An 11,725-nucleotide genomic window follows, 5' to 3' on the forward strand; every position below is an offset into this window, starting at 1 on the left:
CGCAGTGCGCACAGATCGCGATCCCCCGCTAATCGCGATCTGTCCGCACGCTCGGCGCCGCCGAGCCACTCTCAGCGCTCACCCAGCCAACACTTTACATACCATTGGTCTTGAATTACGATTTCCGCAGCACCTGTCCATTTATGGGGGGATCACGTCGCGAAAGGCGCCAGACGTGACCGCAACACATCTCAGGGAGCGTCGGCCGTGGTCACGGTCGAGGACTTCTCACGCGTAGTCTCCTCGATCTACGATTCCGCGGTCCAGCCAGAGCGATGGACCGCGACAATGGCCCAACTCCACACCATGTTCGAGGCAACCGGTGGGGCTGCCCTCGTCTTGGCCGATGGCGTGAGCCGCGCACCCCAGAGCGTCACCATCCCAACCGACGCCCTGGCCGAGTACGCCGAGTACTACCGCCACATCGACTACCTCCTCGAGGCGGTCGAGAACGGGCCAGTCGGGTATGTGCACAGCTGCCAGGAACTCGCCGAGCTGCAGCCGAAGGCAGAGTTCCTCATGGACTGGATGCGGCCGCACCGACTCGACGACGGGCTGTTCGTCCGCCTGACCGATGGACCGCAGCCTGCCACCTGGCTCGTCGCCACCGAGAAACGTTCCGACCCGTTCGACACCCCGGACCGCGTCCACCTCACAGAGGCACTGGTCCCCCACTTCCAGCGCGCATTGCGCATCCAGCACGACCTCAGCGCGGCCACCCATCAAATCCGGAACATCTCGTCGGCGATGGACAACGTCACGCGCATCGGGATGGCCGTCGTGGACTGCACGTTGTCGGTGCGATACCTGAACACCGCGGCCGAGAACATCGTCCGCCGGCACGACGGATTGACCATCCGGGAAGGCTCGTTCGAGTTCGCGCACCCGCCCGCCGACGCAGCGCTGCGCCACGGCATCAACGCCGCACTCGGGCAGACCGGATCGGTGGTGCGGGGCGGCACCTCGCTGTTGTGCCCGCGCCCATCGGGCCTGCGCCCGTACGTGATTCACGTGCTGCCGTTCCAGCACGTGACGGCTCCGCTCGCCGAATCGCGGGCGCTGGTGCTCATCCTCGATCCCGAGCGACACCCGGAACCGGACACCGAGATGCTGCGCCGCCTGTACGGGTTGACGACGGCCGAAGCGGCAGTGGCCATCAGGCTGATACAGGGCGACGGCATCAAGCCCATCGCCGAGAGCATGTGCCTGTCTGCCGGCACTGTCCGAACCCACGTGCAACACATCTTCGACAAGACGGGCACCCACCGCCAGGCCGAGCTCGTGCGCACGCTGCTCGCCATATCCCTGTAGTGCGCCAAGGAAATACGCCAATCGACTGATTGCACCGGCGGGCCCGATGCCGGAGCCTTTTTCCAAGGAACAAGGAGGCCTCATGGGCAACGACACCACCGGACCTGGAATCCAGCGCTGCGACGTCTGCATCGTCGGGGCCGGAATCGCCGGTCTGAACGCCCTTTTCACCACCTCCCAGTACCTGTCGCCGGGTCAGCGGGTGATCCTGCTGGACCGTCGGCACCGACCGGGCGGCATGTGGGTCGACACCTACGACTACGTGCGCCTGCACCAGCCACACCCGTTCTTCACCGTCGGGAACATCGGGTGGACACTGGGCGCCGAACCGTCGCACCTGGCCACCAAACACGAAGTGCTGGCGCACTTCGACCATTGCCTCGACGTGCTGCGCCGGCGCATCGCGGTGGACGAATATTACGGCTGGACAATGCAATCCGATGCCGAGGCCGACGGCGTGGTCCGCATCCAATGTGCTTCCGACGACGGCCGGAGCATGGTCATCGAAGCCAAGCATCTGATCAAGGCCACCGCAGCCGACGTCGAACCGAACGACCCGCTGCCGGTGTCCAGCACCAGCGTCCACTCGGTGTCACCGAACTACTGCGACATGCGCGGCGGTGACATCGACGCCAGCGGCGCGCCGGTGTGGGTGATCGGCAGCGGCAAGACCGCGATGGACACCGCGTACGCACTGATCACCCGTCACCCCGGACGCGAGGTGAATCTGCTGGCCGGTTCGGGAACCTACTTCGCGCACCGCGACCGCCTGTTCCCGACCGGCGGCAAGCGATGGTGGGGTGGACTGACGTTCAATGCCTTGGTCGACGACCTGACGCGGCTGTTCGACGGCACCAACGAAGAAGAAGTGGCCCGCCGCTGGCGGGAACGCTGCGGGGTGTGGGTGACGCCCGAGACCGGCAATTTCCTGCTCGGGTTGTTGTCGACGGCGGAGCGCGACGCCATCGCCGCCGGTCTGGCCGACATTGTCATGGACCATTTCGTGGATGCCGTCGATCGCGACGGGCGGACCGAACTGCAGTTGCGCAGCGGCGCCGTCCGGGAGATCGATCCGGACAGCTGGATCGTCAACTGCACCGGGTACCTGCTGAAGCGTTCGGGGCCGTACGAGCCCTACGCGTCGCCCAGCGGCCGGGTGCTGTCATTGAACAGCAGGGCGGCGACACTGCATCTGACGACGTTCATGGGCTACTTCCTGCCCCATCTGATGTTCACCGGCCAACTCACCGAGGTGCCGCTCTACGAGCTCGACATGATCGACCTGCGGCGCAAGTGCAACGCGGTGTTCCCCCACACCTTGATGACGCTGGCGCTGCACAATCTCAGCCTCTTGACGGATGCTTTGCCCGCCAAGGTTTTTCAGGACTGCGGGCTGGACTTCGCGAAGTGGTATCCGATGCCACGTCAGCTCGTCGGGACGGCCCAGTTCCTGGCAACCCACCGCCGTCGGCGTCCGCACCTGCAGCGCACCCTGGATACCGTCGCGCGGCGGTTCGACGTCCACTGCGCCCCGCTCGAGAGGAACAGCGCACGCCTACTCAGCCAGTGACAGCTCCGGCGGCGGGACCCGCAGACCGCGGGTGAGGACCAGTAGGTACACCACGCCGATCGCCATCCAGATCACCCCGAGAGTCAGTGCCGCACTGCCGAGTTGGGTGAGCAGGTAGACGTCGACGATCGCGCCGATCAACGGAATCGCCACGTACGTCAAGGGATTCAGTCGCTTCTCGTGGCGATGCCGGACAAAGTAGCCGATCACCGACAGGTTCACGAGCGTGAAGGCGGTGAAGGCGCCGAAGTTGATGAACGACGTCGACGTCGCGACGCTGAGGAACACCGCCCCCAGGCCGATCAGCCCGCACAGCACGATGTTGAAGACGGGCGTGAAGAACCGGGGCGACAGCTTGCCGAAGAACTTCTTGGGCAACACCGAGTCTCGGCCCATCGCGTACAGCAGCCGGGACACGCTGGCCTGCGCGGCCAGGCCCGAGGTGAACTGGCCGATGATCAGACCGGTCACGAAGAACGCGGCGAACAGCGCCCCGCCGATGGTCCGGGCGGTGTCGGCGGCGAGCGAATCGGCATTCGTGAACGTGCCGCCAGGCTGGACGAGCGTCAGGACGTAGGCGACCGCGACGAAGACCACGCCGCCGATGAGCGCGACGAGCATGATGGCGCGCGGGATGTTGCGCTGCGGATTCTTGGTGTCCTCGGTGAGCGTGCTAACGGCGTCGAACCCGAGGAACGAGTACGCCGCGATGGCCGCGCCCGCGGCGATCGCGGAGAAACCGCCGGTGCCGCTGAACGGTGTGCCGGACAGCAGCGAGCCGGCGCCGTGGTGAGAGACCATGTGGGCCACCGCGAAACCGACGAACAGGGCGATCACCAGGAACTGCAGGGCCATCAGGACCAGATTGGCCTTGTCGGCCACCTTGAGTCCGAGGATGTTCAGCGCGGTCGTCAGAACGATGAAGAGCACGATCCACACCCACGCCGGTACCGACGGGAATTCACCGGTCAGGTACGCGGCGCCGATCAACCAGATGACCAGCGGCAGGAACAGGTAGTCGAGCAGGATCGTCCAGCCGACCAGGAACCCGAGCCGCGAATCCAGCGCCTTGCGGACGTAGGTGTACGACGAGCCCGCGACCGGATAGTGCACCGACATCTTCGCGTAGCTCGCGGCGGTGAACAGCATGGCCACGGTGGCCAGCAGATAGGAACCCGCGCTGGCGCCCGCGGACGCCTCGGCGATCACGCCGAAGATGCCCAGGACGATGATCGGCGCCATGTAGGCGAGGCCGAACAGCGTCACGCCACCCAGGCCGAGGGTGGCGTTGAGGTGGCCGGCCTCGCCGGTCTGCTGCGCGGTTTCGGTCATGAGCGTCCTTCGGGGTTGACGGTCTGCGGCTGCCACCGCTGGTGCACGAGCTGGCCGCCGTAGACGGGCAGTTCGATGGGGTCGTCATCGGCGTGCAGCTGTTCCCACACCCGGTTGACCCCGGCGGTGCCATGGGTCCGCACCGCCGTCACCCGGTCGAGGTCGATCGTCAGATACGTGACCTCCGGCTCGGCGTGGGCCGCCTCAGCAAGTACCTCACCCTCGGGTCCGACGTAGATGCTCTGCCCGCGCCCGAGTGGCCCGGCGGCGTTGACGCTGAGGTAGTAGACCTGGTTCGTAATCGCGTTGGCGCGGGCCAGGACGAGTTCCTGCGCGCGGTCGTCGGACGTCGTCTTGACGATGTTGAACACGACCTCCGCGCCGAGCCACGCGATCTGCCGGGTCGCCTCCGGGAACCAGCTGTCATAACAGATGTTGACGCCCATCCGGCCGACACCGGGTACATCGAAGGTCGTGAAACCAGCGCCGGATGCCCACGGTTCGTGCGGGCGCCACGGGAACACCTTGCGGTACGACGAGACCAGACGACCGTCGGGGTCGAAGACGAGAGCGGTGTTGTAGACCCGGCCGTCGTCGCCGCGCTCGGCGATCGAACCGGGCACCAGCCAGACGCCGGCGTCGGCGGCCACGGCGCCGAGCCGCTGCACGAGCGGTCCGGTGAGCGGCTCGGCAACCGCGTCGAAATAGGCCGCAGGGTGGTCGGCGCCGTCGCTCGCGCCGAGCAGGTGAATCTCGGGGAACACCACCATCTGGGTGTCCGGGTGCTCAGCGCGGATCGTCGCGAGCTCCGCAGTCAGTTCGGCCACCGGATCGTCGCCCTGCAGTGGGCTGGCCTGGACGAGGGCAACCCGCCAATGTCTGCTCATCTCACCTCACCGTCGGCGGTCACGGCCCTAGTGTGCGCCGGGACACAGTTCAACGCTCGGACAATCTGGGGATTTTGCGTGTGCCCATTCGACATTCCGTACACCGGCGTGGTTTCAGCGATGATGCGCGTCGAAGAACCGCCAGATGACGTCGGTCGCGTTCAGCGCCGTCGACGGCGGCGGCAGGTCGCCAAGTCGTTGCGCCAACGGGCTCGGGACGCCGCCGGGCCACTGATGGCCGGCGCCGGCGATGCTGATGAGTTCGACGGTGCGGCCGCCGGGACAGTCGGCGGCCTGTGTCGTCACGGCGCCGGCAGTCGATGTCACCGGAGCACCGCACGCGTCGATGCCCCGCCACGTCGCGTTTACCGCGGGCACCGACGGCCCGTCGACGTTGGGCGCACCGGTGAGCGTCCGGGCCTTGCCCGGCCCGCCGTCGAACGGGACGCGGTCGTCGGCGGTCCCGTGGATCTGCAGCACCGAGGTCGGTGCGGCGTGCGAACAGTCGGTCAACAGCGTCCCGGCGACGGGGGCGACCGCGGCGAACAGGTCCGTCTGGCACGCGAGGCGCAGCGCCATCATCGCGCCGTTGGACATCCCGGCGACGTAGACCCGGGCCGGATCGATGGGCAGCTGCGCTTCGATCACACCGACCATGGCGGTGATGAACCCGACGTCGTCGATGTCGCGGTTCTTCGGTATCCCGCAACAGGTCCCGGCGTTCCAGGCGCGATCCATGCCGTCGGGATAGGCGACGACGAACCGGCCGGCGTCGGCCTCGGCGTCCCAGTTGTAGGCGCGCTCGGCCTGCGCCCCGTCGCCGTACCCGCCGTGCAGCATGACGACCAGCGGTGCCGGGCCGCTGAGCCCGTCGGGCCGGTAGAGGTGGAAGGTGCGGGTCAGGCCACCGGACTGCACCGACTGACTCGACGCGTTTGTCGGGGCACCGGAGGCCGGGCGCGTGCCGCAGCCGGCGAGCGCCGGCAGCGCGAAGACGAGCATGACGGCACTCAGTGCCCACAGCAGCCGGCGGCTCATGCGTCCATGGTGCACCTCGCATCCGACCCCCGCCTGCCAGAATTGAGCGGTGACTTCGGCAATTCGCGTCATCCGCGCTGACGAACGCTGGCACTGGCGCAACGAGTGGCTGGAATCGTGGCAGTCGTTCCCGGCGACCGGCAACTTCGATCTGGCGGCCAACGCGCACGGCCTGCTGATGATCAACAACGAGGACACCGTCGACCCCGGTGAGGGCTTCGACGCGCACGACCACCGAGATATGGAGATCATCACCTGGGTACTCGAAGGCTCACTGGTGCACAAGGATTCGCTGGGCAACGAGAGCACCATCTACCCCGGTCTGGCGCAGCGGATGAGTGCGGGCACCGGCCTGCGGCACTCGGAGCGCAACGGCGCCGGGCGGCAGGACCGTCAGCCCCTGCGGGTCGTCCAGATGTGGATTCCGCCGGAAGATCTCGGCGGCGCGCCCAGTTACCAGGAAGCCGACATCAGCGCCGAGCTCGCCGGAAACACGTTGATTCCCATGGCATCCGGCATGCGCAAGTACCGGGACGACGCCGCCATCACCTTCGGCAACAGCTATGCCACTTTGCACGTCGCGCGGCTGGATGCCCGTAGCACCGTACAGGTGCCGGACGCACCGTACGGCCACGTCTTCGTCACCCGCGGAGCGGCCGAGTTCGAAGGCTCCGGTCTGCTGGGCACCGGTGATGCCGTGCGACTCACCGCGACCGGCGGGCAGCGCATCACCGCGGGCGCCGACGGCACAGAAGTGCTCATCTGGGAGATGCACACCATCGCGGTGAACGTGTAGCTAGCGCCCCAACCGAGCCAGTGCGACGGCGGCGGCGTTGGCCCCGCACATACCGTGCCCGCCAGGACCCGGCGGCGTGGCCGCCGAGCAGATGTACATGCCGGGAACCCCGATGGTGTACGGCGACAACGTCGTTCGCGGCCCGAAGGCCAGCTGCCGGATGTCCTTCGCACCGGTGTTGATGTCGCCACCCACGTAATTCGGGTTGTACACCGACATCTCGGTGGTGGACCGCACGGCCTGCCCGACGATGCGCTCACAGAATCCGGGAGCGAAGCGTTCGATCTGCGCGATGATCGCCTCGGTGGCGTCGCCACTGAAGCCGTTGGGCACATGGGCATACGTGGAGACGGGGTTGACGGTCCCGACGGAACGGCCAGGGTCGGCCAGGTACTGCTGGAATGCCAGCACGAAGGGGCGCTGCGGCATCCGGCCCGCGTGGATGTCCCGTTCCGTCGAGGCGATCTCGGCGAAATCGCCACCCAGGTGCACGGTGCCGGCGCGGCGGGCCGCCGCGTTGGTCCACGGAATGTCACCATCCACCGCGAAGTCGACCTTGAAAGCGCCTGGACCGTAACGGAATCGACCGAAGGCGCGGCGCACCCGCTCGGGTAACCGGTCCCCCAGAATCCCGGCGATCGCGGTGGGCGACAGATCGAAGACAGTGATGTCGGCCGGCGGCAACTGGGACCCCGCGGTGATCCGCACGCCCGTCTCGATCTTGCCGCCCAGTTCGGTCAGCACCGCTTCGAACGCGTTGGTGATCGCCTGCGATCCGCCGGCGGCCACCGGCCAGCCGTTGGCATGCCCGGCAGTGATGATCCCTAGCCCGATCGCCGAGGTGAGCGGGTGGTGCAGCGGCTGAAAGGTATGTGCGGCAACACCCCCGAACAATGCCCGGGCCTGCGGTGTGCGGAAGATCCGGGCCAGCGCTGCCGCGGGCAGCACCGTCGGCGCCCCGAATCGGGCCAGCCCCAATGGATGTCGCGGCACCCGGACCAGCGGCCCCATGATGTCGTCGGACAGCTTGTCGAACCCGCGCGACGGTCCACCGAACAGCAGCTGCCAGCGGGCTCCGTCCGCCCCGAGTCCGGCCGCCGTCGTCTCGACCGAACGATAGAGGGCGCCGGCGGTACCGTCGTCGAGCGGGTGGACGCAGTCGACGTCGGTCCACTTCCACTGCAGGCCATAGCGATCCAGGCCGAGGTCTTTGATGAACTTGGAGCCCGCCGGCATCACGTGGATGGCCGCGCAGTCGTCGAACACCAGGCCCGGCAGGACGTACTCACTCGAACGGATGCCGCCGCCGATTCGATCGGTCGCCTCCAGCACCGTGACGTCGATGCCCTTGGCGGCCAAGGTGATGGCGGCGGCGAGCCCGTTGGGCCCGGCGCCGATCACAACCGCATTACTCATGCGCGATCCGCCTTCGCTACTCGCTGGCCCCTCATCAGTGCAGGACTCCCGCCCGCTGCCACGTGACGTTGAGCGGGATCGGCCCGTTGGGCAGCCACGGCTGCTCGTCGACGAGGTCCTTCACGTTCCACGTGCCACGCTCGATGACGCCCAGCGCCGCATCGATCACCTTGTACTCCTGCGTCATCTTGTGGATAGGCTGCGACTCCACCCAGGCGATGACGAACTCGCCCGGCTCGAACTGCGCCTCTGACTGGATGGCCCGGATCAGATCCTCATTGTACAGGTGCCCGTCGCCGAAGTTGAAGCCGATGATGGTGTTGCAGGCCATCTCGCCTTCGCGAACGACGCGGGTGTCGATGTCGGGCAGGCACTTCAGCAGTACCGAGTACAAGCCACGGCCCTGGCTGTGCATGGCCCGCCACGCCGTCACCTGCTGGGTGAACACCTCGGCGGTGAGCGGGTCCCAGCCGAATGCGACGTACTGGTCCGCCGAGTTGGGCGACGACCGGGTGACGCGGTTCAGCTTCTGCTCGGCACCGGGCGTGAAGGTCCACACCGCCGAGGCCCAGTTTCCGGCGTACTGGCGCATGGCCGGCAGGAACGAGACGAGGTCGGGGCGCAGGTTGCCGAGGATCGGGAAGAACGACAGCGCCGCGGCGAGCACGATGGCCAGCCAGCCCGGGTTCATGTCCCACACCGCGTAGCCGTCCCCGTTGGGGAAGCCCAGGAACAGGAAGATCGTGGCGTACGCGAACAGCACGTTCCATTCCACCGGCACCGCCAGCGGGAACGTCGAGATGATGAACAGGTGGAAGCTGACCATGATGGCGGCGGCCGCGATCGACAGCCACGGCCACGGTGAGAACAGAAGTGCCAGCGGCGCAGCGATTTCCACGATGCTACCCGGACCGTGGGCCATGAAGGTGGCCAGGTGCGACGGCCGCAGGTCTTCCGGGAAGTTGCGGTAGTGGGCCCGCTTGAGCCACTTGAACGGGATTGCGGGGCTGTTGCTCACCATCGGCGGAATGACGTTGGTGAAGTGCAGGCCGAATTTCGAGACGCCGGCCCAGATCCAGACCGTCCCGATCAGCAACTTGCCGGCGATGATCATGTTCACGAACGGCAGCGTGGCGAAGAAGATCAGCGCGGGCAGGTACTGCTCGCCGCGGCCGGCCAGGAAGATGGTCTTGTCCCGCAGGCCGATCAGCACGAACAGGATGATCGGCGCGACGAACAGCGCCGGATTGACGAGTCCGGAGGTGTTGTCCGGCAACGCTTTCGACAGTGATTCACTGGGCACACCGGGCAGCACCAGGGCGACGAGCACGGTGGCCATCAGCGCCAGGTACACGACGATGTCGAACCAGGTGCGCCGATCGCCGTTCGTGAACGGCACCGCCTTCCACGGCCGCAGCCGGATGGTGTTGGGCTTGGCCCAGAATCGGAACCCGCCCGTCATCGGCTTGGTCTTGCCGGCCAGCGGACCCCACGAACCCGCGAACCCGATGAGTTCCAGGAGGACGGTCCACAGGATCACCTTCTGGTACACGATCGGCTGGTCCCACCACTGCGCGACGTGCCAGAACGCCGGCAGGTCGGATGTCGCGTTGGCGATCGTGACCCCGCCGATGGCGTAGAAGATCGTGAGCTTGAGGATGTAAAGGACGTGGATCATGCGCGGTGCGCCGTACCCCTCGTCCACCCATTTGAGGCACATGATGCGGAGCCGCTCCTGCAGCGGCATCCGGAGAAACTCTTCCAGGTCGACCTTCGGCAAGGTCGGTTTGATGAATCCCATGATGTGAGCTCCTTTGCTGGTATCAGGCTAGATTCGCGGATCGGTGGCGGTGAGGGTTTTGCGCAGGGACGGCTTGTCGATCTTGCCGACGGGGTTCTTCGGCAGCGTCTCGAGAACCGTGATATCCACGGGCAGTTTGTATTTCGATAGCGACGCCTGCAGATGCGCGGCGATGTTGTCGACGTCGAGCTCGGCGCCGGGGTGTGCGGAGACGAACAGCACCGGCTCTTCGCCGTAGAGCCCGCTCGCGCGTCCGACCACCGCGGCCTCGGCGACCCCGGCGAGCTGATGCACGACGGTCTCGATCTCCTTGGGATAGATGTTCTCGCCGCCGCGGATGATCATGTCCTTGGCCCGGTCGACCAGGACCAGATAGCCGTCCTCGTCGAACCGGCCGACGTCGCCGGTGTGCAGCCAGCCGTCCTTCAGCGTCTTCTCGGTCTCCTCGGGACGGTTCAGGTAGCCGCGCATCACGTTGGGGCCCTTGATCACCACCTCGCCGAGCTCGCCCTGCGGGACCTCGGCACCAGCCACGTCGACGATGCGAATCTCCTGCCCCGGCAACGGGATTCCCACGGTGCCGACCTTGCGCGGCCCGTTCAGTGGGTTGCCGGTGCTGGCGCACGAGCCCTCGGACAGCCCGTAGCCCTCGACCAGGCCGATGCCGTAACGCTTTTCGAAGCCCTCCAGCAGCTCGATGCTGGCCGGCGCGGCGCCACAGACGGCGAACCGCACCGCGGAGGTGTCGGGCCGTACCTCGGCCGGCAGGCCCAGCAACATGGTGTAAATGGTTGGCACCGCAGAGAAATAGGTGGCGCGGCTGGATTCCAGGCGATCGAAGAAAGTCGCCGGATTGAACCGGCCGGCGATGGTGGTCCGGCCGCCCGCGAGCAGCGGCGACAACACGCTGACGACGATGCCGTTGACATGGAACAGCGGCAGGATGAGCAGGCTGTGGTCGGCGGCGGTCAACTCGAAGCCCTCGATCACCATGGCGCACATGGCGTTCAGGTTCGCGTTGTCGAGCATGACGCCCTTCGGCCTGCCGGTCGTGCCGCTGGTGTAGATCAGCAGGGCCAGGTCGTCATCGTTGCCGGCCACCGGGTCGGCCGTGCGGGGCTCGCCACCCATGTCGTCGACGTGCAGCACCGTGACGTCGGCGTCGACGTCACGGTCGACGACGAGCACGACGGCACCGGCGTCGGCCACCTGGTAGGCGACTTCGGCAGGCACCAGGGTCGGGCTGATGGGGGTCGCGACGGCACCGAGCCGCCAGGTGGCGAACAGCGCGACGACGAATGCCGCGCGGTTGGGAAGCATGATGCCGACGACGTCGCCGGTGCGCACACCGCGCTGATGCAGCGCCCCGGCGGCGCGCTGAACGGCATCGAGAAATGCGGCGTTGTCGAGGTCGGTCTGGTCGTCCGCGACGGCCGGCGCGTGGGGCGCCGCGGCAGCGCGACGGTCGGGCAGGGTGGCGAGGTTCATGTCATAAAAGTAGGAGTTTGTGGTGTGCACCACTCCGTCGTGCGCCGATCAACTTTGTCGGCCGATTTGTACGCTCGACACAAACT

At 66.9% G+C, this 11,725-nt stretch carries 9 protein-coding genes; 3 read left to right on the top strand and 6 right to left on the bottom strand.

Annotation, left to right across the window (positions count from 1 at the left end):
- The first annotated feature begins 288 nt into the window (after positions 1 to 288).
- A complete protein-coding gene (locus VXD91_RS15950) occupies positions 289 to 1,311 on the top strand; it encodes a helix-turn-helix transcriptional regulator (RefSeq protein ID WP_346415876.1) in 1,023 nt (340 codons plus the stop codon).
- 82 nt (positions 1,312 to 1,393) lie between these two features.
- Positions 1,394 to 2,881, top strand: coding sequence for an FAD-dependent oxidoreductase (locus tag VXD91_RS15955; protein ID WP_212807415.1), 1,488 nt, complete (start codon positions 1,394 to 1,396; stop codon positions 2,879 to 2,881).
- Here the strand turns inward: VXD91_RS15955 and VXD91_RS15960 are convergent.
- From VXD91_RS15960 to VXD91_RS15970, 3 genes are all read right to left on the bottom strand, one after another.
- Positions 2,867 to 4,213: an APC family permease gene (locus tag VXD91_RS15960; protein WP_346415877.1), complete on the bottom strand. Its 1,347-nt coding sequence runs from the start codon at positions 4,211 to 4,213 to the stop codon at positions 2,867 to 2,869. The genes VXD91_RS15955 and VXD91_RS15960 overlap by 15 nt on opposite strands.
- Positions 4,210 to 5,100, bottom strand: coding sequence for a carbon-nitrogen hydrolase family protein (locus VXD91_RS15965; RefSeq protein ID WP_346415878.1), 891 nt, complete (start codon positions 5,098 to 5,100; stop codon positions 4,210 to 4,212). The genes VXD91_RS15960 and VXD91_RS15965 overlap by 4 nt, the downstream gene beginning before the upstream one ends.
- 114 nt (positions 5,101 to 5,214) lie before the next feature.
- Positions 5,215 to 6,138 (bottom strand): PHB depolymerase family esterase, encoded by a 924-nt coding sequence (locus VXD91_RS15970; protein ID WP_346415879.1) that lies wholly within the window; start codon positions 6,136 to 6,138, stop codon positions 5,215 to 5,217.
- Between the two features lie 49 nt (positions 6,139 to 6,187).
- Between VXD91_RS15970 and VXD91_RS15975 the strand changes: the two genes are divergently transcribed.
- Complete coding sequence (locus VXD91_RS15975) at positions 6,188 to 6,934, top strand: pirin family protein (RefSeq protein ID WP_346415881.1); 747 nt, start codon at positions 6,188 to 6,190, stop codon at positions 6,932 to 6,934.
- On the opposite strand, the gene VXD91_RS15980 is transcribed toward VXD91_RS15975, so the two are convergent.
- Genes VXD91_RS15980 through VXD91_RS15990 form a run of 3 tightly spaced genes read right to left on the bottom strand, consistent with a single transcriptional unit; the run spans position 6,935 to position 11,639 of the window.
- Positions 6,935 to 8,350: an NAD(P)/FAD-dependent oxidoreductase gene (locus tag VXD91_RS15980; RefSeq protein ID WP_346415883.1), complete on the bottom strand. Its 1,416-nt coding sequence runs from the start codon at positions 8,348 to 8,350 to the stop codon at positions 6,935 to 6,937.
- A gap of 34 nt (positions 8,351 to 8,384) precedes the next feature.
- A complete protein-coding gene (locus tag VXD91_RS15985; RefSeq protein ID WP_346415884.1) occupies positions 8,385 to 10,151 on the bottom strand; it encodes a DUF3556 domain-containing protein in 1,767 nt (588 codons plus the stop codon).
- A 27-nt stretch (positions 10,152 to 10,178) separates the two neighbouring features.
- Complete coding sequence (locus tag VXD91_RS15990) at positions 10,179 to 11,639, bottom strand: AMP-binding protein (protein ID WP_346415885.1); 1,461 nt, start codon at positions 11,637 to 11,639, stop codon at positions 10,179 to 10,181.
- Positions 11,640 to 11,725: the final 86 nt, after the last annotated feature.

This window comes from Mycobacterium sp. SM3041, assembly GCF_039668335.1.
Lineage (GTDB): Bacteria > Actinomycetota > Actinomycetes > Mycobacteriales > Mycobacteriaceae > Mycobacterium.

What these genes read in the sequence shown, in the direction of transcription:
- VXD91_RS15950 (WP_346415876.1), top strand. Translation starts at nt 289, where the DNA reads ATGGCCCAACTCCACACCATGTTCGAGGCAACCGGTGGGGCTGCCCTC.
- VXD91_RS15955 (WP_212807415.1), top strand. Translation starts at nt 1,394, where the DNA reads ATGGGCAACGACACCACCGGACCTGGAATCCAGCGCTGCGACGTCTGC.
- VXD91_RS15960 (WP_346415877.1), bottom strand. Translation starts at nt 4,213, where the DNA reads ATGACCGAAACCGCGCAGCAGACCGGCGAGGCCGGCCACCTCAACGCC.
- VXD91_RS15965 (WP_346415878.1), bottom strand. Translation starts at nt 5,100, where the DNA reads ATGAGCAGACATTGGCGGGTTGCCCTCGTCCAGGCCAGCCCACTGCAG.
- VXD91_RS15970 (WP_346415879.1), bottom strand. Translation starts at nt 6,138, where the DNA reads ATGAGCCGCCGGCTGCTGTGGGCACTGAGTGCCGTCATGCTCGTCTTC.
- VXD91_RS15980 (WP_346415883.1), bottom strand. Translation starts at nt 8,350, where the DNA reads ATGAGTAATGCGGTTGTGATCGGCGCCGGGCCCAACGGGCTCGCCGCC.
- VXD91_RS15985 (WP_346415884.1), bottom strand. Translation starts at nt 10,151, where the DNA reads ATGGGATTCATCAAACCGACCTTGCCGAAGGTCGACCTGGAAGAGTTT.
- VXD91_RS15990 (WP_346415885.1), bottom strand. Translation starts at nt 11,639, where the DNA reads ATGAACCTCGCCACCCTGCCCGACCGTCGCGCTGCCGCGGCGCCCCAC.